Below are 22,733 nucleotides of genomic sequence, written 5' to 3' on the forward strand. Positions count from 1 at the left end.
TCGTTTCAGGCCCATGAACTCCGGGCCGGATTCCTGGCCAAGGGCCGGGGCTGCTGATCGACTGAAACGCATGCCTCAGATATCCCGTCGTGCCTTCGGTGGTCTTGTCGGTGGCGGTGCCGTGACCGCCGTCGGCGGTGTGCCGACCGTCGCCGAAGCCGCTGAAGCCGCCCCCGCCGAACGGCCGTTCAAGGCCCGCCCCGGGGCCACCGGCAAGCGTCCCAACCTCCTCGTCATCCTCGGCGACGACCTCGGCTGGGCGGACCTGTCCTCCTACGGCGCCCCGCACATCAAGACGCCGAACCTGGACCGGCTGGCCCGGCAGGGGGTGCGGTTCACGGACGCCTACTCCGGCTCCGCGACCTGCTCGCCGACCCGGTTCAGCCTGTACACCGGGCGCTATCCGGGCCGGACGCCGGGCGGGCTGGCCGAGCCGATCGCCAGCAGGACGCAGGGTCTCGACCCCCACCACCCCACCCTGGCCTCGCTGTTGAAGAAGGCCGGCTACTCCACCGCCCTGATCGGCAAGTGGCACTGCGGCTGGCTGCCCGACTACAGCCCCACGAAGTCGGGTTGGGACGAGTTCTTCGGCAACCACGGGGGTGTGCTGGAGTACTTCTCCAAGCTGGGCCAGCTCGGCGACTACGACCTGTACGAGGGCGACGCGACCTACCAGGACCTGCGCTACTACACGGGAGTGCTGACCGAGAGGGCGGTGGAGTACGTCGGCCGCGACCACGACAGGCCGTGGCTGCTGAACCTCAACTTCACCACCCCGCACTGGCCTTGGCTCGCGGAGGGCGACGAGGAGACCGGCGCCGAGATCGCGGCGAAGATCCGGGCGGCCAAGAGCCAGTTGGAGATCAGCGACGCCCTCAACCACTACGACGGCGGGTCGGTCGCCAAGTACACGGAGATGGTGCAGAGCCTCGACGCGGCCGTGGGTGAGGTGCTCGCCGCGCTGCGCCGGTCCGGGCAGGAGGAGAACACGCTGGTGTACTTCGCCAGCGACAACGGCGGTGAGCGCTGGTCGTACCTCTGGCCGTTGAGCGGCGAGAAGTTCGTGCTCCAGGAGGGCGGTATCCGGGTGCCCACCATCGTCCGCTGGCCGCACCGGATCGACGGCAACCAGGTCAGCCACGAGCCGAACTTCTCCCCCGACTGGACCGCGACCTTCCTGGAGCTGGCCGGCGCCCGCCCCGACCCCGCGTATCCGCTCGACGGCACGAGCTTCGCGGGCTATCTGCTGAGGGGAGAGGAGCTGCCCGAGCGCGACCTGTTCTGGCGGGTGCGGGCCAACCGGGCGCTGCGGCGCGGCGATTGGAAGTACTACCAGGACTCCGACGGCGACGACCACCTCTACGACCTCGGCGCCGACGTCCGCGAACAGGCCGATCTGGCGCCGGACAAGCCGGAGTTGCTCGCCGAGCTGAAGGCGGCCTGGGAGAGGACCGCGAGCGGCCTGCTGCCGTACCCGGCCGCCTAGTCAGCCGAGAATCCCCCGCTCGTACGCCGTCGCCACCGCCGCCGCGCGGTCCTTGACGCCCAACTTGCCGTACAGGTGGGTGAGATGGGTCTTCACGGTCGCCTCGCTGATGAAGAGTTCGCGGGCGATCTCGCGGTTGGAGGTGCCCTTGGCGACCAGGGTGAGGACCTCGCGTTCGCGGGTGGAGAGGGGCTCGTTGCCGGGGGCCTTGGGGGTGCGGACCGCGGAGACCAGGCGGGAGGCGACGGCGGGCGACAGGACCGTACGGCCTTCCGCCGCCGCGCGGACGGCCGTGAACAGCTCGTCGCGCGGGGCGTCCTTCAGGAGGTAGCCGGTCGCACCCGCCTCGATCGCGGGCAGCGTGTCGGAGTCCGTGTCGTACGTCGTCAGGACCAGCACCTTCGCGCGGGCGGCGCGGCGGGTCAGCTCGCGGATGGCGTCGACTCCCGCGCCGCCCGGCATGCGCAGGTCCATCAGGATGACGTCCGGGTCGAGGGCGGCGGCCCGCTCGACCGCCTCGACGCCGTTGGACGCCTCGCCCAGGACGCGGAAGCCGGGCGCGGACTCGAACATGCCGCGCAGACCGTCGCGTACGACGGGATGGTCGTCGACGATGAGAAGGGAGATCAGCAGCTCGTCACTCATGGCGGACCAACGGTACGCGAGCCGAGAGGGCCGTGCCGTGTCCCGGCTCGGTCTCGATCGTGAGCGTGCCGGCGATCCGTTCGGCGCGGGCCCGCATGCCGTCGAGGCCGAAGCCGCCGGTGCGGGTGCGTTCGGGCAGGGCGAGCGGGTCGAAGCCCTGGCCGTCGTCGCGGATGTCGAGGATGACCTCGTAGCCCAGGAAGGTGAGGGTCACGCCGACGCGGGTGGCCCGGGCGTGCCGGGCCGCGTTCGACAGGGCCTCCTGGGCGATGCGCAGCAGGGTCGCCGAGACCTCGTCGTGGAGGTGCTCGGTGGTGCCGGTGACGGTGAACTCGGCGCGTACGCCGGTGCGTTCACCCCACTCCGCGACCGTGTTCTTCAGGGCCTCGGGCAGACCGTCGTTCTCCAGCGCTATGGGCGCGAGGTTCTGCACGGAGCGGCGGGCCTCGCCCAGGCTGTGCCGGGCGAGGGTCGAGGCGCGGTCGAGATGGGTGCGGGCGGTGGTCAAGTCGGGCGCGCTCGCCACGACTTGGAGTTGGGCGATGATTCCGGTCAGGCCCTGCGCGATGGTGTCGTGGATCTCGGCTGCCAGCCGGCGGCGCTCGTCGGCCACCCCGGCTTCCCTTGCCTGGAGCAGGAGTTGGGCGTGCAGGGCGGCGTTCTCGTCGAGGGCCTGCTGGAGCGCGGTGTTGGTGCGTTCGAGTTCGGTGATGGTCTCGGTGCGCTCGTGGGAGCGCTGTGTCTCCTGCTCCTGAAGATGGGCGACCACCATCTGCAGGCCGGAGTTGGCGAACACGAGCGCGGGGAAGAGGATCCACTGGACCCCGCTCTCGAACGGCAGTCCGCCGGCCTGCGCACCGGCCACGGTGACCGCGCTCGCGAACAGTCCGAGCCGCTGCCACGACCTGCCCGGAATCAGCTCGTCGGCGTCCATGTAGCCGGAGGCGGCGTAGAAGGCGAAGAACGGGTTGATCCAGGTGAGGACGAAGGCGATGGCCCAGCGGACGACGTAGTACGCCGTCCCCGTCCGGCACGGGATCCGGCCACGGCCCGGACGGCGGGAACGGGTGCCGTGCCACCACAGCTGGAGGACGACCGCGGTGCCGACCAGGGCCCAGCCGAGGTACCAGTCGACGGAGCGGTCGTTCAGACCGGAGGCGGCGACCGCGAGGACGACACTGAGGGCGAGCAGCCCGTACGGCCCCCACGTGTGCAGCTGCTCCCAGCGCCGCTCGATCTGCCGGTCCCTCGTGGTCATCTCCCCAGTCTGCACGGCAGCCTCCCCTACTCCCAGCGGAACCAGCGGGAGGCACCCGCCGTGAGCAGCACCGTCCAGGCCACCAGCACGCCCAGGTGCGTCCAGCCCGGCCAGTTCCCCGCCGCCGCCCGGTTCAGAGCCTCGGCCGCGGCACCGAACGGCGTGTAGCCGACGACCCGGGCGAGCGTGTCCGGCATGGCCTGCACCGGGATCCACACGCCCGCGCAGAACATCATCGGGAAGAACACCGCCGACCCGATCGCGCCCGCGATCTTCGTCGTCCGGGACAGCGATGAGACCACCGCGCCCAGCGCGAGCGCGGCCAGGATCGCGAGAACCAGGGCGAGGAGGTAGCCGAAGGCCTGCTGGGGCAGCCGTACGTCGAAGGCGAGCCGGCCCACGATCAGCGCGCACAGGGCCGAGACCAGGGCCGCCCCGCCGTAGACCAGCATCTGCGCGGAGAGCAGGGCGGTCGGGCGGACCGGTGTGGTGGACATGCGGCGCAGGATGCCGCGCTCCCGGTAGCCGGTGAGGGTCTGCGGCATCGACTGGAGCGCGCCGACGATCATGCCGAGCAGGACGGCGACCGGGACGTACACGTCGACCGTGCGCAGGCCGCCGAGGTCCGCCTGGTGGTGGCGGAAGGACGGGATGGAACCCAGGATCACCAGGAGGAGGGTCGGGAAGAACAGGATCCAGAAGAGGGCGCCGGGTTCGCGGCGGAAGAGGCGCAACTCGGTGCGCAGGACGGCGGTGTTCATGCGGGGACCTCCGTCAGGTCGAGGAAGGCGTCGTCCAACGTGGCGTCGGACACGCGAAGTTGGTGGGCGGTGATGTGGTTGCGGGCGAGGAGCGTGATGACCGCGTTGACGGTCTCGTCGGTGCCGGAGAGCGTGATCCGGCCGTCCTTGTACTCGACCGCGACGAGCGCGGGCAGCGCGTTCAGGTCGCCCTCCTCCAGCGGCGCGGAGGGCGTGAAGCTGATGACGGTAGAGCCCGCGGAACGCCGGATCAGGCCGTCGGGGGTGTCCAGGGCGGCCACCCGCCCCTGGTCGATCACCGCGATCCGGTCGCAGAGGCGCTGCGCCTCCTCCATGAAGTGCGTGACGAGCAGGACGGTGACCCCGCTCGCGCGCACGTCCTCGATGAGCTGCCAGGTGTCGCGCCGGGCGCGCGGGTCCAGGCCGGTGGTCAGCTCGTCGAGGACGACGATCCGGGGGTTGCCGATGAGGGCGAGCGCGATGAACAGGCGCTGCTTCTGGCCGCCGGAGAGCTTGCCGAACCGGGTGGTGAGCCTGGCGGTCAGCCCGAGGCGTTCGGCCAGGGGCTTCCAGTCGGCGGGGTGCGGATAGAGGGACGCGTACAGCTCCAGCGCCTCGCGGACGGTGAGCTTGGCCTGCAGCTCGCTCTCCTGGAGCTGGGCGCCGAGGACGCGTGCGACCTGCTCGTGGTCGGCGACGGGGTCGAGGCCGGTGACGCGGACTCGGCCGGCGTCGGGGACGCGCAGTCCCTCGACGCACTCGACGGTGGTGGTCTTGCCGGCGCCGTTGGGGCCGAGGATCCCGAAGATCTCGCCCTCCTCGACGGCGAAGGAGACGCCGTCGACGACGGGCCGGCCTCCGTAGGACTTGCGCAGTTCGGTGACTTCGATGACGGGCATGGCATCAGCGTCCCGGGGAGCGGGGGTCCGCCACATCGGCCGTCGCGCTCGAAAGGGCATCAACCGATCGGTTGATGCCCGCCTCCCCCGGCCGCCTCCCCCGCCTCCGACGGTCTTGTACGACTCCTCGAACGCGCAGGTCGTAGGTCCAGCGGCCGATCAGGGTCCGGCCAAAACTCGGTGGGCGTTGTCAGTGCCGATCCGTAGGCTCACTGATGATGTCCACCACACGTTCGACCACCGAGGAAGGCACGGTGACCGGGGAGCGGTCCACCGTGCGCACGCTGCTGCGTCTTTGGCCGTACGTCCGGCCCGTGCGGGTACGGCTGTTCACCGCCGCGTTCGTCGCGGTGCTGGCCTCGTGCACGGGACTTGTGATCCCGCTGGTGCTGAAGTGGATGGTCGACGGGCCGGTCGCCGACCGGGATCCGGCCGGGGTGTGGCTCGGGGCGCTGTATCTGCTGCTGCTCGGGGTGGCGGAGGCGCTGCTGTTCGGAATGCGGCGGTGGATGGTGGCACGACCGCTGTCGCACGTCGAGGCGGAGATGCGGGCGGATCTGTACGGGCATCTGCAGCGGCTGCCGGTCGCCTTCCACGACCGGTGGGCCTCGGGCCAGTTGCTGTCCCGGGGCACGACGGACCTGATGCTGCTGCGTATGTTCCTCGCCTTCCCGCTGACCTTCCTGCTGGTCAACGGGGTGACGATCCTGGTCGGCGTGATCATCATGCTGCTCCAGGACTGGACGCTGGGACTGGTGATCCTGGGTCCCGCGGTGCCGGTGATCGTCACCTGTGTGGTCTTCGAGAAGCGGTACGCGCTGGTGGCGCGGCGCGCGCAGGACCAGGTCGGCGATCTGACGACGGTCGTCGAGGAGAGCGTGCTCGGCATCCGGATCATCAAGGGGTTCGGCCGACACCGCAGCCAGGCCCTGGCGTTCCGGAAGCTGTCGCGCACGCTGCGCGGCACGGAACTGAGGAAGGCGCGGCTGCTGGCCGCCATCTGGGGCGTCATCGTGACGCTGCCCGAGATGGCGATCGGCGCGGCCCTGGTCCTGGGCACCGTCCAGGTCGCCGACGGCAATCTGTCGGCGGGCACCCTGGTCGCCTTCCTCTCCACCGCCCTCGCCCTGCGCTGGCCGGTGGACTCCATCGGCTTCCTGCTCGCGATGAGCCAGGAGGCGGCGACGGCCACGGAACGGTACTTCGAGGTGGTGGACGAACGCCCCGAACAGCAGGAACAGTCCGAACACCAGGGCCAGTCGGGCGCCTCCGCCGCTGCCCTGCCGAAGAAGAGCGAGCGCGGGATCCGGTTCCGTGGGGTCCGGTTTCGATACCCCGACGCCGAGCCCGGGTCCGCGCCCGTGCTGGACCGCATAGACCTGCACATCCGGTCCGGTGAGTCCATGGCGCTGGTCGGGGCCACGGGCAGCGGCAAGACGACGCTGACCGCGCTCGTGCCGCGGCTGCACGAGGTGACCGACGGGCACATCACCCTGGACGGCGAGGACATCACCGCCATGTCCAGGGAGGAACTGCGTTCCCGGGTCGCCGTCGCCTTCGAGGAGCCGACGCTGTTCTCGGCGAGCGTCGGGGACAACGTGCTGATGGGCGCCGACGACGAGGCGGGCGCGGCCGAGCTGAACCGCGCGCTCTCCGTCGTACAGGCCGACTTCGCGCACGCCCTTCCGCAGGGCACCGACACACAGGTCGGCGAGCAGGGCCTGAGTCTGTCCGGAGGTCAGCGGCAGCGGCTGGCGCTCGCGCGGGCGGTGGTCGGCAGACCCGGGTTCCTGGTCCTCGACGACCCGCTGTCCGCGCTGGACGTGCACACCGAGGCCGCCGTCGAGGCCGCGCTGCGGGAGGTCCTCGCGGACACCACCGCCCTCATCGTGGCCCACCGCCCCTCCACGGTCCTGCTCGCCGACCGGGTCGCCCTGCTCTCCGGCGGCCGGATCACCGCGGTCGGCACACATCAGGAACTGCTGCGCACGAACGCCGAGTACGCCCACCTCATGTCCGGGACCGACGAAGCGGAGGACGACCGATGACGGCCCCGACCACCTCCTCCGTCCCGGCGGCGGACGACGAACCGGACCTGCCCCGCCCCGCGGGCTTCAAGGGCACCGACCCCTTCGACCGCGACATCCTGCCCACTCCCCCGGGCGCCACCTCGATCCTGCTGCGCTCCCTGCTCGCCCCCATGAAGGCCCGCGTCGCCTTCACCAGCTTCCTGCTGCTCGTCCAGCAGGCGGCCGTGCAGGCGGGTCCGCTGCTGGTGGCGTACGCGATCGACAGCGCGGTGCCGGCGTTCCGGCGCGACGACCACGGTCCGCTGATCGTGGTGGCCGTGGCCTATCTGCTGTGCGCGGTGATCTCCGGCGCGCTGCAGTACGCGTTCATCATCGCCTCGGCCCGCGTCAACCAGGACGTGCTGCTCGACCTGCGCGGACGGATCTTCCGGCACGCGCAGGCGCTCAGCATCGACTTCCACGAGCGCTACACCTCGGGCCGCCTGATCTCCCGCTCCACCACCGACGTCGAGTCCCTGCGCGAACTGCTGAGCGAGGGCCTGCAGGAACTGATCACGGTCATCCTCTCCTTTGTCTACATCTCGGCGATGCTGCTCTGGCTGGACCTCGGCGTCGGCGCGCTCGCGGTGGCGTCCTTCGTGCCGCTGTACCTCCTGGTCCGCGTCTACCAGCGGCGCGCGGTACGCGTGTACCGGCTGCGGTCCACCGCGATCGCGGCCGTGATCGTCAAGTTCGTCGAGACGATGAACGGCATCCGTCCGGTGCGCGCCTTCCGCCGCGAGGCCGCGAACGACGCCGACTTCGGGGTCCTGAACCGCACGCACGAGCGCAGCAACGGCAACGCGCTCCTGGAGATGGCCCGTTACGTCGTCGGCTCCCGGCTGGTCGCCAACACGGCGGTCGCGGGGATCGTCCTGTGGGGCGCCTACCGGGTGGCGAGCGGCTCACTGGAACTGGGCGTGCTGGCCGCCGCGGTGCTCTACTTGCGCCGCCTGTACGACCCGATCGACAGACTCGGCATGTTCCTGAACTCCTACCAGTCGGCGGCTGCCTCCCTGGAGAAGATCGCCGGGCTGCTCGCGCAGACGCCGTCCGTGCCGGAGCCGTCGGCGCCCGTGGAGCTGCCGGCCCTGGAGAGCGAACACCCCGGCCGCGAGGTCGTCTTCGACGGCGTCCGCTTCGGCTACCGCACCGGCGGCGAGGTCCTGCCGACCTTCGACCTGACCCTGCCCGCCGGGCAGACGGTCGCCGTCGTCGGCACCACCGGCGCCGGCAAGTCCACGCTGGCCAAGCTGCTCGCCCGCTTCTACGACCCCTCCGCCGGACAGGTCCTGCTGGACGGCGTCGACCTGCGCGAGCTGTCCGTGCCCGAACTGCGGCGCGGGGTCGTGATGGTGACGCAGGAGGCGTTCCTGTTCTCCGGCACGGTCGCCGAGAACATCGCCATCGGCCGCCCCGACGCTACCCGCGAACAGATCGAGCGGGCCGCGAAGGCGATCGGCGCGCACGACTTCATCGAGGCGCTGCCCGACGGCTACGACACGGACGTGCGCAAAAGAGGCGGCCGTATCTCCGCCGGCCAGCGCCAACTCGTCGCGTTCGCCCGGGCCTTGCTCGCCGACCCGGCCGTCCTGATCCTGGACGAGGCGACCAGCTCCCTCGACGTCCCGGGCGAGCGGGCCGTGCAGCGCGCGATGTCGACGGTGCTGCAGGGCCGCACGGCCGTCGTCATCGCACACCGCCTGTCCACCGTGGAGATCGCCGACCGGGTCCTGGTCATGGAGCACGGCCGCATCGTCGAGGACGGCAGCCCGGCCGAACTCATCGCGGGCACGGGCCGGTTCGCAGACCTGCACCGGGCATGGCGGGACAGCCTCGCGTGACGGTGGTCGAAAGGGCCGGGGAACGATGATCGACGCGTACGAGGATCCCGGCGACCCCGACTGCCGGGGCGGCGGGCGCTTTCTGTGGTGGCTGGTGCGCTGCCAGCCCGGGCGGTCGGTCGCCGGTGCGGTGCTGGGCAGTGCGTGGATGGTGCTGCTCGCGGCGACGCCGTATCTGCTGTCCCGGGCGATCGACGAGGGGCTGGTGCCGGGTGACTATCCGGCGCTGGTGGGCTGGACGGCGGCCCTCTTCGTGGTCGGGGCGTTCAACGCCTGGCTGGGCCTCATGCGGCACCGCACGATGACGCGGGTGCGGATGGACGCCAACTTCCGCACCGTGAAGGTGGTCGTCGGACAGGCGGTCCGCCTCGGCGCCGCGCTGTCGCGCCGGGTGGGGGCCGGGGAGGTCGTCACGATCGGCGTGGGCGACGTCCAGACGATCAGCATGTCGCTGACGGTGGTCGGGCCGGGGGTCGGCGCGGTCGTCGCCTACCTGGCGGTCGCCGGATTCCTGCTGTCCGTCTCGAAGGTGATCGCCGCGGTCGTGCTGCTCGGCATCCCGCTGATCGTCGTACTCGTCGGCCCGTTGCTCGCCCGTCTCCAGGGCGCGGAGACCGAGTACCGCGACCGGCAGGGCGTGCTGACGGCCCGTATCGCCGACCTCGCCGGCGGGCTGCGGGTCCTCAACGGCCTGGGCGGCAAAGGCCTGTTCTCGGATGCCTTCCAACGCGACTCGCAACACCTGCGCCGACAGGGCTACCGGGTCGGCGCGGTGACCAGCTGGGTACAGGCACTCGGCGTCGGCCTCCCCACCCTCTTCCTCGCCGTGGTGACCTGGCTGGCGGCCCGGCTCGCCGCCCAAGGGGACATCAGCATCGGCGAGTTGGTGTCGGTGTACGGCTATGTGGCGGTGCTGGTGGGGCCGGTGGGGTTCTGGGTGGAGTGCGGATACCAGATCAGCCGGGGCCTGGTCTCGGCCCGAAGGGTCGTACGCTTCCTGCGCCTCGACCCCCTGGAGGACACCGGCACCCGGGACGCCCCCGCGGAACCGTCCCCCCTGCACGACCCCGACTCCGGCGTCCGAATCCGCCCGGGCCACCTCACCGCCCTGGCCACCGCCCGCCCGTCCGACGCCACGGCAGTGGTGGACCGCCTGGGCCGATACGCCCCGTCGAGAGCCACCTGGGCCGACATCCCCCTGGACCAGATCGCCCTCCCCCAGATCAGACAGCACATCCTGGTGGCCGACCACGAGTCCACCCTGTTCACAGGCCCACTGCACGAAGTGATCGGCGGTATGAGCACGCCGGCAAGGGGCGCGGGGAACTGCGCGAGCAACCACCAAGCACCCGCACCCGCACCCGCCCACGAACAATCCGCGCCACCCCCCGATGCGCAAATCACCCAAGCCATCCACACAGCGGTGGCCGACGACATCCTCCAGTCCCTCCCCGACGGCCTCGGCTCCCTCATCAACGCCCAGGCCACCAACCTCTCCGGCGGCCAACGCCAACGCATCCGCCTGGTAAGGGCGTTGCTCGCCGACTCCGAGATCCTCCTGGCGATCGAACCGACCTCGGCCCTCGACGCCCACACGGAGGCACGCGTGGCCGAACGCCTCAAAGAGGGCCGCCACGGCCGTACGACCGTAGTCACCACCACGTCCCCCCTCGTGCTGGACCACGCGGACACGGTCTACTACCTGGTCGACGGCAAGGTCGCAGCCACCGGAACCCACCACGCCCTCCTGGCCGAGGACCCGGGCTACCGAGCCCTCGTGGCACGGGACGCCGACGCCGACGCCGAGGAGACCGTCGGATGACAACAGGTTCCCCCGGTCAACTCCCCGTCGCCGAACCGATCGACGTACGCCGAGCAATCGGCCGCCTCGTACGCGGCGACGCAAAAGCCTTCACCGCCGTACTCGCCCTGAACGCACTGGCCGCGGCCACCGGCCTGGTCGGCCCCTGGCTGGTCGGCCGCATCGTCGACGACGTCCGCGCCGGCGACGGAGTGAGTGCCGTGGACCGCCTGGCCCTGTGGATCCTGCTCTGCGCGATCGCCCAACTCCTGCTGGCCCGTTGGGCGCGCTACGTCGGACACCGCTTCGGCGAGCGGATCCTCGCCCGGGTCCGCGAGGAGTTCGTCGACCGGGCGCTGGCGCTACCGGCGGCGGTCGTGGAGCGGGCCGGTACCGGGGATCTGACGGCGCGCGGCACGGCCGACGTGGCGACGGTCGGCACGACGCTGCGGGACGCCGGGCCCGAGCTGCTCATCAACGGCGCGCAGGCGCTGTTCCTGATCGGCGCGGTGTTCGTACTCGACCCGCTGCTCGGCGCCTGCGGGCTGCTCGGCCTGGTCAGCACGTGGGTCGCGCTGCGCTGGTATCTGCGCCGCGCCCGCGACGGCTACCTCGCCGAGGGCGCCGCCACCTCGGACGTCGCCGAGATCCTCGCGGCCACCGCGTCCGGGGCGCGCACGGTCGAGGCGCTGCGGCTGGAGCGGCGCCGGGTCGCGGCGAGCCGGGACGCGCTGGAGGTCTCCCGGCGCACCAGGATGTACACGCTGTTCCTGCGCTCGGTGTTCTTCCCGGCGGTGGACGTCTCCTACCTGGTCCCGGTGACCACGGTCCTGCTGGTCGGCGGGGTGCTGCACGGGCAGGGCACGCTGAGCCTGGGCGCGGTGGTGACGGCGGCCCTGTATCTGCAACGCCTCAGCGGCCCGCTCGACGAGATCCTGATGCGGATCGAGCAACTGCAGAGCGGCGGCGCCTCGTTCGCCCGCGTGGAGGGTCTGGCCAGGGCCCCGCGTGCGGAGTCGGCCGACTCCCCGGCCCCGTCCGACGACCGCATCGACGTGACGGGCGTGCGGTACGCCTACGAGCGCGGCGGCGAGGTGCTGCGCGGGGTGGACCTGACCGTGCGGCCGGGCGAGCGGCTGGCGGTGGTCGGGCCGTCCGGCGCCGGGAAGACCACGCTGAGCCGGCTGCTCGCGGGCGTCGAGGCGCCGACCGAGGGCACGGTGACGGTGGGCGGGGTGCCGGTCGTCGGCCTGGACCCGGAGCAGTTGCGCCGCCAGGTCGTCCTGGTCACCCAGGAGCACCACGTGTTCCTCGGCACGGTCCGGGACAATCTGCTGATCGCCGAACCGGCCGCCACGGACGAGGAGTTGTGGGCGGCCCTCGCCGCGGTCGGCGCCGACGACTGGGTGCGGGAGCTGCCCGACGGGCTCAACGCGGCGCTGGGCGAGGGTGGTTGCCGTACCGACGGCTCACAGGCCCAGCAACTCGCCCTGGCCCGCGTCGTGCTGGCCGATCCGCACACCCTGATCCTCGACGAGGCGACGGCGTTGCTGGATCCGACCACGGCCCGGCACACCGAGCGCGCCCTGGCCGCCGTACTCGAAGGCCGTACCGTCATCGCCATCGCGCACCGCCTGCACACCGCCCATGACGCGGACCGGGTGGCGGTGATGGAGGACGGCCTCCTGACCGAACTCGGCACGCACGACGAGCTGGTGACGGGGGACGGGGCGTACGCGGCGCTGTGGCGGACCTGGCACGGTGACATCACCCCCGGCGATACCTCCGTATAACGAACATGAACAACCGGACAACGGACGATTTCTGGCCAACCTTCTGACGCGCCCCTGACAGAAACCGCACTCCCCTGCCACGCTTCCCACGGCCGCTTCACAGCAACCCCACAGACACGCACAAACCCGTGCCGTGTCGTCGAGCGGCCGACTGCACCTGGTTCCGCGTTCCGCCCAGTTCTGCCCGGACGGTCGACCCATCGTCCGGATCTCCCCTGGCCGTGTGATCCGCGGCCATGCAGAAGGAGTCAGTGTTGAGAAGCAGTTCCTCTCGCAGACGCACCTCCCACACGCACCGTCGCGTCGCCGCCGTCGCCCTCGCCGGCGTCACCGCCCTGCTCGCCGCGGCCGTCCAGTCGGGCGCCGCCTCCGCCGCCCCGGCCGCGACGCCCTCGGCGTCCAAGGCCCACGCGGCCGTCAAACTCACCCCCTCCCAGCGCGCCGAGCTGATACGCGACGCCGACACGGCCCGCGCGACGACCGCCAAGGACATCGGCCTCGGCACCAAGGAGTCCCTCGTCCCGCGTGACGTCGTCAAGGACACCGACGGCACCCTGCACACCCGCTACGAGCGCACGTACGCGGGCCTGCCGGTGCTCGGCGGCGACCTGGTCGTCGACACCGCGAAGTCGGGCGCCACCCAGCGCGTCATCAAGGCGACGAACGCGGCCATCAAGGTCGCCGACGTCACCCCGGACATCACCAAGGCCGCCGCCGAGCAGCAGGCCGTCACCCGCGCCAAGGCGCTGGGCGGCACCAAGGCGAGCGCCGACGCGGCACCGCGCAAGGTGATCTGGGCGGCGAGCGGCACCCCGGTCCTGGCGTACGAGACGGTCGTCGGCGGGTTCCAGGACGACGGCACGCCGAACCAGCTGCACGTCATCACCGACGCGGCCACCGGCAAGAAGCTCTACGAGTACCAGGCCATCAAGAACGGCATCGGCAACACCCAGTACAGCGGCCAGGTCACGCTGACGACGACCCAGTCCGGGTCGACGTACACGCTGAACGACGGCGCGCGCGGCAACCACAAGACGTACAACCTCAACCGGGGTACGTCCGGCACCGGCACGCTGTTCTCCCAGACCAACGACACCTGGGGCAACGGCACCACGTCGAACGCCGCGACCGCGGGCGCCGACGCGCACTACGGGGCCGCCGAGACCTGGGACTTCTACAAGAACACCTTCGGCCGCAGCGGCATCAAGAACAACGGCGTCGGCGCCTACTCCCGTGTGCACTACGGGAATTCGTACGTCAACGCGTTCTGGGACGACGGCTGCTTCTGCATGACGTACGGCGACGGCTCCGGCAACGCCGACCCGCTGACGGCCATCGACGTGGCCGGCCACGAGATGAGCCACGGCGTCACGTCGAACACCGCCGGCCTCAACTACAGCGGTGAGTCGGGCGGGTTGAACGAGGCGACCTCCGACATCTTCGGCACCGGCGTCGAGTTCTACGCCAACAACGCCTCCGACGTCGGTGACTACCTCATCGGCGAGGAGATCGACATCAACGGCGACGGCACGCCGTTGCGCTACATGGACAAGCCGAGCAAGGACGGCGGCTCCAAGGACTCCTGGTACTCGGGTGTCGGCAACCTCGACGTGCACTACTCGTCGGGCATCGCCAACCACTTCTTCTACCTCCTGTCGGAGGGCAGCGGCGCCAAGGTCATCAACGGCGTCAGCTACAACTCGCCGACCTCGGACGGGCTTCCGGTCACCGGCATCGGCCGGGACAAGGCGCTGCAGATCTGGTACCGGGCGCTGACCACCAAGTTCACGTCCACCACCAACTACGCGGCGGCCCGCACCGGGACGCTCGCGGCGGCGGGTGAGCTGTACGGCACCACGGGCGCCGAGTACAAGGCCGTGCAGGACGCGTGGGCGGCCGTCGCGGTCGGTGCGCGCTCCGGTGGCGGCGGCGGTGGCGGCACCTCGTTCGAGAACACCGCCGACGTATCGATTCCGGACAACGGGGCGGCCGTCACGTCGTCGGTGACCGTTTCCGGGCGGACGGGCAACGCTCCGTCGAACCTGTCGGTCTCGGTCGACATCGTGCACACCTGGCGTGGTGACCTGGTGCTCGACCTGGTCGCCCCGGACGGGTCGACGTACCGCCTGAAGAACTCCAGCTCGTCCGACTCGGCGGACAACGTGCAGGCGACCTACACGGTCAACGCGTCCTCCGAAGTCGCCAACGGAGTCTGGAAGTTGAAGGCCCAGGACGTGGCGGCGCAGGACACCGGCTACATCAACAGCTGGAAGCTCACCTTCCCGTAGGCCGCACGGTCCGACCGGCCCCGCAGGGGCCCGACGTCAGGGCGCCGCCCCAGTGGTTCGACTCCCCGGGGCGGCGCCCTCTTTTTGCCACGCCGATACCGACCGCTGGCTTGCCTTTGACCCGGTTCACGCCCGTTTACATTCTCGCAATATTCACCCGACAGTCGATTTTGAGCCAACATCACTTCGGGGTCCTGACATGTACGCGGCCCCGATGTCAGTCTTCCTCACAACCGCCGCACAACTTCACAGCTACTCCGGCCGGGCGCCCCACGCCGGCCGGACTCCCCCACCACAAGGAGCTTGTGTGACCCCCCTCTACGCGCGTCACAAGCGCACAACTCTCGCCGTTGCCACCGCCGTTGCCGCCGGAGCCCTGCTCAGCACCGGTCTGGCCGCCGGCACGGCCTCCGCCCAGACCCCGGCGGACTCCACGGGCAACGCACAACTCGCCGCCGCGCCCACCTCGCTGACGGCAGCCGCCCGCACCTCGCTCCTGCAGAAGGCGCAGGCCGACGTCTCCGAGACGGCGCAGCAGATAGGCCTCGGCACCAAGGAGAAGCTGGTCGCCAAGGACGTCGTCAAGGACGTCGACGGCACCGTCCACACCCGCTACGAGCGCACCTACGCGGGCCTGCCGGTCCTCGGCGGCGACCTCGTCGTGCACACCGCGAAGTCCGGCAGGACCGAGGGCGTCACCAGAGCGACGAAGACCGCTCTGAAGGTCGCCTCGCTCAAGCCGCAGATCACCGCGGCCAAGGCCGAGAAGCAGGCGGTGAGCGCGGCCAAGACGCTGGGCTCGGCCAAGACCGCGGCCGACGGCGCCCGCAAGGTGATCTGGGCCGGCTCCGGCAAGCCCGTCCTCGCCTTCGAGACGATCGTCGGCGGTCTGCAGGACGACGGCACCCCCAACCAGCTGCACGTCATCACCGACGCGGCGACCGGCAAGAAGCTCTTCGAGTACCAGGGCATCGAGAACGCCACCGGCACCGGCAAGACGCTGTACTCGGGCACGGTCAGCCTCACCACCACGCTGTCGGGCACGACGTACTCGCTGACCGACGCCTCGCGCGGCAGCCACAAGACGTACAACCTGAAGCACGGGACGTCCGGCACCGGCACCCTGTTCACCAACACCACGAACACGTGGGGCACCGGCGCCGCCTCCAGCTCCACCACCGACGTGACCGCCGCCGCGGACGCCGCCTACGGTGCGCAGGAGACGTGGGACTTCTACAAGTCCACCTTCGGCCGCAGCGGCATCAAGAACAACGGTGTCGGCGCGTACTCCCGTGTCCACTACGGCAGTTCGTACGTGAACGCGTTCTGGGACGACAGCTGCTTCTGCATGACCTACGGCGACGGCTCGGGCAACACCCACCCGCTGACCTCGCTGGACGTGGCGGGCCACGAGATGAGCCACGGTGTCACCTCCAACACCGCGGGCCTCAACTACAGCGGTGAGTCCGGCGGCCTGAACGAGGCGACCTCCGACATCTTCGGCACGGGCGTCGAGTTCTACGCGGCCAACTCCAACGACGTCGGTGACTACCTCATCGGTGAAGAGATCAACATCAACGGCGACGGCACCCCGCTGCGCTACATGGACAAGCCCAGCAAGGACGGCGGTTCGGCGGACTCCTGGTCCTCCACCGTCGGCAACAAGGACGTCCACTACTCGTCCGGCGTCGCGAACCACTTCTTCTACCTCCTCTCGGAGGGCAGCGGCGCGAAGACGATCAACGGCGTCAGCTACAACTCGCCGACGTCCAACGGCTCCACGGTCACCGGCATCGGCCGCGCCAAGGCGCTGCAGATCTGGTACAAGGCGCTGACGACGTACTTCACGTCGACGACGAACTACAAGTCGGCCCGCACCGGCACGCTGTCCGCGGCGACCGCGCTGTACGGCTCCGGCTCCGCCGAGTACAACGCGGTGGCGGCGGCCTGGAGCGCCGTCAACGTGAGCTGACCCGAGGGGGGTTGGCGCGGGGCGGTACCCGGGACGAAGGCTTTCCCGGGTACCGCCCTACCCTTGGTTCCCATGCCTCTGACGGACTTCACGTACGACGACGTCGGCGCCACCCGGCGCGGCGGTTTCTGCCCTCCCGGCTTCCACTCCCTGCATGTCCGTACCCGCCTCGGCGAGGGTGAGAAGGTCTTCCGGCGGGCCTCCGAGGCGGTCCTGACCTGGGAGATGCACCGCGCGATGGGCGTGGGCATCGACGCCACCGCCGACCGCGCGGCCCCCGACGTCGAGGTCACGGTCACCCTCGCCGGCATGATCAAGGCCCCCTGCCGCGTCGTCTACACGGTCGACGAACCCCGCCGGGCCGGCTGGGCCTACGGCACCCTCACCGGCCATCCTGAATGCGGCGAGGAACTCTTCGTGGTGGACCGCACCGGCGACGGCACGGTCTGGCTGACCGTCGCCGCCTTCAGCCGAGGCGCCAAGTGGTACGCCCGAGCGGGCGGCCCGGCGACCCGGGGCCTGCAGAACGCGTACGCGCGGCGGTGCGGGAAGGTCCTCCAGCAGTTGTGCGCGCCGTTCGACGAGGCCTGAGCGGCGGTCGGTGCGACCGCCGCCGGCCGGACGACGCGGACCGCTACCTGAGCAGCACCCCCGCCCCCTCCACCCCCTCCACCGAAGGCACCGCCACCAAGCCCAACTCGGCGCCGGAGGCCAGGAGTCGGTGGGTGGGGAGGATGCGGACCGTGTAGCCGTAGGGGCCGGTGCGGTCGAGGGCGAGGGGACCCTCGTAGACCCACTTGCCTTCCGCGTCCGGGCCGCCCGCCGGTTTCAGGGGGACCGTCGCGGCGTCGGTGATGCGGTCCTCGGGGTCGACGCGGCCCGAGACGGCCTGTACGTCGACGTCCTCGGGGCCGAGGTCGCCGAGGCCGACGCGGACGCGCAGGCCGAGGGTGGTGCCGAGTTCGGCGGTGGGTGTGGCGACGGACGTCTCCACGTGGTCGACGGTGACCCCGTGCCAGTCGGCGCGCACCCGCGCCTTCCACGCGGCGAGTTCGCGGGCGGAGGACGGGTCCATCGCGCGGTGGGCGTGGGCGGCCGGTGTGTAGAGGCGTTCCACGTACTCCCGGACCATGCGGCCGGCCAGCACCTTCGGGCCGAGCAGGGTGAGGGTCTGGCGGACCATCTCGATCCAGCGGTCGGGCAGGCCGTGCTCCCCGTGCTCGTAGAAGCGCGGCGTCACCCGCTGCTCCAGCAGGTCGTAGAGGGCGGCGGCCTCGATGTCGTCCCGCCGGTCGGGGTCGGTCCCGGCGCCGTCCGCGGTGGGGATCGCCCAGCCGAAGTCGGGCTGGAACCACTCGTCCCACCAGCCGTCCAGGACAGAGAGGTTGAGGCAGCCGTTCAGCGCGGCCTTCATGCCGGAGGTGCCGCAGGCCTCCAGGGGGCGCAGCGGGTTGTTGAGCCAGATGTCGCAGCCGGGGTAGAGCTTCTGCGCCATCGCCATGCCGTAGTCCGGCAGGAACACGATCCGGTGCCGCACCCGCGGGTCGTCCGCGAACCGCACCAACTCCTGCACCAGCCGCTTCCCGCCGTCGTCCGCCGGATGCGCCTTGCCCGCGACGACGATCTGGATCGGCCGCTCGGGGTGCAGGAGCAGGTCCATCAGCCGGTCGCGGTCACGCAGCATCAGCGTCAGCCGCTTGTACGAGGGGACGCGCCGCGCGAACCCGATGGTGAGCACGTCCGGGTCCAGGACCCCGTCGATCCACCCCAACTCGGCGGTCCCCGCCCCGCGTTGCCGCCACGAGGCACGCAACCGCTCGCGCACCTCGTCCACCAGGTGCTCGCGCAGTACCCGCCGCAGCTCCCAGATGTCCTGGTCGGCGATGTCCGCGACCGCGTCCCAGCGGTCCGAGCCGCCGACGGTCATCGCGTCCTCGGTGCGCTGGGCGCCGATCTGCCGGGCGCCGAGCCGGAACACCTCCGGCGCGACCCAGGTCGGCGCGTGCACCCCGTTCGTCACGGAGGTGATCGGCACCTCCTCGGCGTCGAACCCCGGCCAGAGCCCGGAGAACATCTCCCTGCTGACCTGCCCGTGCAGCAGCGACACACCGTTGGCCCGCTGCCCGAGCCGCAGCCCCATCACGGCCATGTTGAAGAGGTTGGGCTCGCCGCCGGGGTAGGTCTCCATGCCCAGGCTCAGGATGCGCCCGACATCCATGCGCGGGAGTTCGGCGTCGGCACCGAAGTGCCGGGCGACCAGCTCACGGTCGAAGCGGTCGATGCCGGCCGGCACGGGGGTGTGCGTGGTGAACACGGTCCCGGCCCGCACCGCCTCAAGGGCGGCGTCGAAGTCCAGCCCCTGGTCCCCGAGTTCGGCGATCCGCTCCAGACCGAGGAACCCGGCGTGCCCCTCGTTGGTGTGGAAGACCTCGGGGTCGGCGTGGCCGGTGAGGCGGCAGTACGTCCGCACCGCCCGCACTCCCCCTATGCCGAGCAGCATCTCCTGCAACAGCCGGTGCTCGCTGCCGCCGCCGTAGAGCACGTCGGTCACACCGCGTTCGCCGTGGTCGTTCTCCTCGACGTCCGAGTCCAGCATCAGCAGCGGGACCCTGCCGACCTGGGCCAGCCAGATCCGGGCCCGCAGCTGCTTGCCGCCGGGCAGCGCGAGGGAGACCTGCGCGGGCGTGCCGTCGGCCTCCTTGAGCAGCGCCACGGGCAGCTCGTTCGGGTCGAGCACCGGGTACGTCTCCTGCTGCCAGCCGTCCCGCGACAGGGACTGCCGGAAGTAACCGTGCCGGTACAGCAGTCCGACCCCGATCAACGGCACCCCGAGATCGCTGGCCGCCTTCAGATGGTCACCGGCGAGGATGCCGAGGCCGCCCGAGTACTGCGGCAGCGCGGCCGTGACCCCGAACTCGGGCGAGAAGTAGGCGACGGCGGCCGGCAGCCCACCGGGCTGCGCCTGATACCACCGCTCGCCATTCACATAGTCGTCGAGGTCACCCGCGACCTCGGTCAGCCGACGCAGGAACCCGTGGTCCTCCGCCAACTCCGCGAGCCGCGCGGGAGAAACACTGCCGAGCAGCCGTACGGGATCACCGTCCGAGGCCGCCCAGCACTCGGGGTCGACGGACTGGAACAGGTCGCGCGTCTCCGCGTGCCAGGACCAGCGCAGATTGCGGGCCAGATCACTCAGGGGCCGGAGGGGGTCGGGGAGAACGGGACGGACGGTGAATCGACGGATCGCCTTCACATTCCACCTCAGCGCAGATCGCTGTGCGGACGCACGGCGGTGTGCGTCTCGACGTCATTGACGACGGTAATGGTTACCCCGGCGTCAGTGTGGCGGACCCTTCCGATCACGGTTCATGGGGTGGCTCCGGCTCGCGCCGCAGGGTGCGGGCTCGCCCCGCGACGCTCGCCGCACCACCGTCGTTGTTCGACCGAAAATGACCGCAACCTTCTCCCACCACCCACTCACACCCATAACCGATATGGCCGATTCCGCCCCCATAGGCCTCCTTGTGGCGCTTCACACCGCACGAGAGGCTCCAAGTGGCGTGCCGCCCGGCCGTCGGGTGCGCCCGGCGTTCCGTGGTCGCCGCACGCCGAATCGAGGAGGGGAACTCGAATCATGGCAAAGACGCGCACACGGCGTCTGCGCTGGGCGGGGGGCCTGACCGCGGCGACCTGTGCCGCCGCGCTTTCGGCCATCACACTGCCCGCGCACGCCGTACCGCAGGGGCGGATACTCGGTGCCGGACAGGCCGGTTCGGTCAGCGGAAGCTACCTGGTGACGCTCAGGGGGGACACGAAGGCTCCATCGGCCGCCGGCCAGGACATAGCCGAGAAATACGGGGCGAAAATAAGCCACACCTACGGCACGGTCCTCAACGGCTACGCGATCAAGGCGAACGAGAGACAGGCGAGGCGGCTCGCGGCCGACTCCGGCGTCGCCGCGGTCGTCCAGGACACCCGGATCGCGCTCGACCGCACGCAGGGCGACGCGCAGGCCAACCCGCCCTCCTGGGGCCTGGACCGCATCGACCAGCCCGCCCTGCCGCTGAACAGGAGCTACACCGGGCCCGCGTCCGGAGGCAGCGGCGTCACCGTGTACGTCATCGACACCGGCATCCGCATCACGCACAAGGACTTCGGCGGACGCGCGAGCTACGGCTGGGACTTCGTCGGCAACGACCGCACGGCGGGCGACGGCAACGGACACGGCACCCACGTCGCCGGGACGATCGCCGGCAGGACCTACGGCGTGGCCAAGAAGGCCAAGGTCGTCGCCGTACGCGTCCTCGACGACGCCGGCGCGGGCACCACCGCCCAGGTCATCGCCGGCATCGACTGGGTCACCCGGCACGCGCACAAGCCCGCGGTCGCCAACCTCAGCCTGGGTGGCCACCACAACGCCCAGCTGGACGCGGCCGTACGCAACTCCATCGCGTCCGGCGTCACCTACGCCGTCGCCGCCGGCAACGACGGTCTGTCGGCCGGCCTCTACTCCCCCGCCGACGTGAAGGAGGCCATCACCGTCGGCGCCACCGACAAGGCGGACGCACGGGCGGGCTTCTCCAACTTCGGCCCCGCCGTGGACCTGTTCGCCCCGGGTGTCTCGATCACATCGGCGTCCGACGCGAGCGACACCGGAAGGGCTGCTTTCTCCGGTACGTCGATGGCGACCCCCCATGCCGCGGGCGCCGCCGCGCTCTATCTGGCCGGCCATCGCAGGGCCTCTCCGGCCCAGGTGTCCAAAGCCCTGGTCAAACTTGCGGTGGCCGGAAAGGTCTCCGGACGGGGTCCCGGGTCACCGGACGAACTTCTCCAGGTGCCGCCCTCGTAGTGGCAAAGTCCCGTGCTGGTCCTGGCAGAGTCCTGATATCGGCCCCGTTCCCCTCGAACGGGGCCGGTCTTGTGTGTAGACATACGGCTGAGTAGTTAACAAAGTGCCGGATTGCTCACTCGCTTAGGGTGGGAAGGCTCCCCCAGGTACACCCCCAGCACGCTCCCCCGGTACACCTCAGCGGTACATCCCAGCGCGTTCCACCGGAACACCACGCAGGACCCACCTCCCCACAGCCATCCGCCCACCCACGTTGACGCGGACAGGAGCGGTCATGCCCGCCACGCACCACTCGTCAGCACCCCCGACGTCCAGCACCGCCCCAGCCCCTGTACCCCCCACCGAGACCGTCCCGCCGACCCCGGAGCCACCCTCCGCGGGCGACGCCGGCGGCATCGGGCGTATCCCCGTCCTCGACGTCGGCCCCGTGATCCAGCACGGGCGCCGCCCCGCCAAGGCCGTGACCGGCGAATCGTTCCAGGTCTCGGCGACCGTGTTCCGCGAGGGCCACGACGCCGTGGCCGCCAATGTCGTGCTCACCGACCCCGAGGGCCGCCCGGGCCCGTGGACGCCGATGCGCGAACTCGCCCCGGGCACCGACCGCTGGGGTGCCACCGTCACGCCCGACGAGCCGGGCCACTGGACCTACACCGTTGAGGCGTGGGGCGACCCCGTCACGACCTGGCGGCACCACGCCCGCATCAAGATCCCGGCCGGCATGGACACGGAACTGGTGCTGGAGGATGGCGCGCGGCTGTACGAGCGGGCCGCCGCCGACACCGACGTCCCCGCCGCCGAGCGCAAGGTCCTCCTGGCCGCCGTCACCGCCCTGCGCGACGAGAACCGCCCTGCGGCCTCCCGCCTGGCGGCGGGGTTGACGCCGGAGGTGGACGCGGTCCTGGCGAAGCATCCGCTGCGGGAGTTCGTCACCGTCTCCGATCCCCTCCCCTTGCTGGTGGAGCGGGAACGGGCCCTGTACGGCGCCTGGTACGAGTTCTTCCCGCGCTCGGAGGGCACGCCCGAACAGCCCCACGGCACGTTCCGCACGGCCGCCCGGCGGCTGCCGGC

Annotated in this window: 15 protein-coding genes; 10 read left to right on the forward strand and 5 right to left on the reverse strand. The window is 71.0% G+C overall.

Features of this window, described 5'->3' with window-relative positions:
• The first annotated feature begins 70 nt into the window (after positions 1–70).
• The gene (locus M2283_RS33975; RefSeq protein WP_280880298.1) at positions 71–1,486 is read left to right on the forward strand and encodes a sulfatase family protein; all 1,416 of its coding nucleotides are present in this window, start codon (positions 71–73) and stop codon (positions 1,484–1,486) included.
• On the opposite strand, the gene M2283_RS33980 is transcribed toward M2283_RS33975, so the two are convergent.
• From M2283_RS33980 to M2283_RS33995, 4 genes are read right to left on the reverse strand one after another with little or no spacing between them, the layout of a single operon-like run.
• Positions 1,487–2,131: a response regulator transcription factor gene (locus tag M2283_RS33980; RefSeq protein WP_280880299.1), complete on the reverse strand. Its 645-nt coding sequence runs from the start codon at positions 2,129–2,131 to the stop codon at positions 1,487–1,489.
• A complete protein-coding gene (locus M2283_RS33985; RefSeq protein WP_280880300.1) occupies positions 2,124–3,389 on the reverse strand; it encodes a sensor histidine kinase in 1,266 nt (421 codons plus the stop codon). The genes M2283_RS33980 and M2283_RS33985 overlap by 8 nt, the downstream gene beginning before the upstream one ends.
• A gap of 26 nt (positions 3,390–3,415) precedes the next feature.
• The gene (locus M2283_RS33990) at positions 3,416–4,150 is read right to left on the reverse strand and encodes an ABC transporter permease (protein ID WP_280880301.1); all 735 of its coding nucleotides are present in this window, start codon (positions 4,148–4,150) and stop codon (positions 3,416–3,418) included.
• Complete coding sequence (locus M2283_RS33995) at positions 4,147–5,049, reverse strand: ABC transporter ATP-binding protein (RefSeq protein WP_280880302.1); 903 nt, start codon at positions 5,047–5,049, stop codon at positions 4,147–4,149. Before M2283_RS33995 ends, M2283_RS33990 begins: the two co-directional genes overlap by 4 nt.
• Before the next feature lie 218 nt (positions 5,050–5,267).
• Between M2283_RS33995 and M2283_RS34000 the strand changes: the two genes are divergently transcribed.
• The 7 genes from M2283_RS34000 to M2283_RS34030 all read left to right on the forward strand — a co-directional run bounded on the left by M2283_RS34000 (position 5,268) and on the right by M2283_RS34030 (position 17,407).
• Positions 5,268–7,097, forward strand: a complete 1,830-nt coding sequence (locus tag M2283_RS34000) for an ABC transporter ATP-binding protein (protein ID WP_280880303.1) — start codon at positions 5,268–5,270, stop codon at positions 7,095–7,097.
• The gene (locus M2283_RS34005) at positions 7,094–8,962 is read left to right on the forward strand and encodes an ABC transporter ATP-binding protein (protein WP_280880304.1); all 1,869 of its coding nucleotides are present in this window, start codon (positions 7,094–7,096) and stop codon (positions 8,960–8,962) included. Before M2283_RS34000 ends, M2283_RS34005 begins: the two co-directional genes overlap by 4 nt.
• A gap of 25 nt (positions 8,963–8,987) precedes the next feature.
• Positions 8,988–10,784 (forward strand): ABC transporter ATP-binding protein, encoded by a 1,797-nt coding sequence (locus M2283_RS34010; RefSeq protein ID WP_280880305.1) that lies wholly within the window; start codon positions 8,988–8,990, stop codon positions 10,782–10,784.
• Entirely contained in the window at positions 10,781–12,556 is a 1,776-nt protein-coding gene (locus tag M2283_RS34015) for an ABC transporter ATP-binding protein (protein WP_280880306.1), read from the forward strand. Before M2283_RS34010 ends, M2283_RS34015 begins: the two co-directional genes overlap by 4 nt.
• Before the next feature lie 254 nt (positions 12,557–12,810).
• Entirely contained in the window at positions 12,811–14,844 is a 2,034-nt protein-coding gene (locus M2283_RS34020) for a M4 family metallopeptidase (protein ID WP_280880307.1), read from the forward strand.
• A 307-nt stretch (positions 14,845–15,151) separates the two neighbouring features.
• On the forward strand, positions 15,152–16,816 hold the full coding sequence (locus M2283_RS34025; RefSeq protein ID WP_280880308.1) for a M4 family metallopeptidase: 1,665 nt from the start codon (positions 15,152–15,154) through the stop codon (positions 16,814–16,816).
• Between the two features lie 72 nt (positions 16,817–16,888).
• Entirely contained in the window at positions 16,889–17,407 is a 519-nt protein-coding gene (locus M2283_RS34030; RefSeq protein WP_280880309.1) for a DUF1990 domain-containing protein, read from the forward strand.
• Between the two features lie 43 nt (positions 17,408–17,450).
• On the opposite strand, the gene M2283_RS34035 is transcribed toward M2283_RS34030, so the two are convergent.
• Positions 17,451–20,069, reverse strand: coding sequence for a glycosyltransferase family 1 protein (locus tag M2283_RS34035; RefSeq protein WP_280880310.1), 2,619 nt, complete (start codon positions 20,067–20,069; stop codon positions 17,451–17,453).
• A gap of 381 nt (positions 20,070–20,450) precedes the next feature.
• On the opposite strand from M2283_RS34035, the gene M2283_RS34040 reads away from it, so the two are divergent.
• Together M2283_RS34040 and M2283_RS34045 are read left to right on the forward strand one after the other, a co-directional pair.
• Positions 20,451–21,665: a S8 family peptidase gene (locus tag M2283_RS34040; RefSeq protein ID WP_280880311.1), complete on the forward strand. Its 1,215-nt coding sequence runs from the start codon at positions 20,451–20,453 to the stop codon at positions 21,663–21,665.
• Between the two features lie 274 nt (positions 21,666–21,939).
• A partial coding sequence (locus M2283_RS34045; protein WP_280880312.1) for a maltotransferase domain-containing protein occupies positions 21,940–22,733 on the forward strand: 794 nt, incomplete at its 3' end.

It is taken from the genome of Streptomyces pseudovenezuelae (genome assembly GCF_029892565.1).
Lineage (GTDB): Bacteria > Actinomycetota > Actinomycetes > Streptomycetales > Streptomycetaceae > Streptomyces > Streptomyces pseudovenezuelae_A.

Excerpts from the sequence above, each read along its gene's own strand:
- M2283_RS33975 (WP_280880298.1), top strand. The coding sequence starts at position 71 with ATGCCTCAGATATCCCGTCGTGCCTTCGGTGGTCTTGTCGGTGGCGGT.
- M2283_RS33980 (WP_280880299.1), bottom strand. The coding sequence starts at position 2,131 with ATGAGTGACGAGCTGCTGATCTCCCTTCTCATCGTCGACGACCATCCC.
- M2283_RS33985 (WP_280880300.1), bottom strand. The coding sequence starts at position 3,389 with ATGACCACGAGGGACCGGCAGATCGAGCGGCGCTGGGAGCAGCTGCAC.
- M2283_RS33990 (WP_280880301.1), bottom strand. The coding sequence starts at position 4,150 with ATGAACACCGCCGTCCTGCGCACCGAGTTGCGCCTCTTCCGCCGCGAA.
- M2283_RS33995 (WP_280880302.1), bottom strand. The coding sequence starts at position 5,049 with ATGCCCGTCATCGAAGTCACCGAACTGCGCAAGTCCTACGGAGGCCGG.
- M2283_RS34000 (WP_280880303.1), top strand. The coding sequence starts at position 5,268 with ATGTCCACCACACGTTCGACCACCGAGGAAGGCACGGTGACCGGGGAG.
- M2283_RS34005 (WP_280880304.1), top strand. The coding sequence starts at position 7,094 with ATGACGGCCCCGACCACCTCCTCCGTCCCGGCGGCGGACGACGAACCG.
- M2283_RS34010 (WP_280880305.1), top strand. The coding sequence starts at position 8,988 with ATGATCGACGCGTACGAGGATCCCGGCGACCCCGACTGCCGGGGCGGC.
- M2283_RS34015 (WP_280880306.1), top strand. The coding sequence starts at position 10,781 with ATGACAACAGGTTCCCCCGGTCAACTCCCCGTCGCCGAACCGATCGAC.
- M2283_RS34030 (WP_280880309.1), top strand. The coding sequence starts at position 16,889 with ATGCCTCTGACGGACTTCACGTACGACGACGTCGGCGCCACCCGGCGC.
- M2283_RS34040 (WP_280880311.1), top strand. The coding sequence starts at position 20,451 with ATGGCAAAGACGCGCACACGGCGTCTGCGCTGGGCGGGGGGCCTGACC.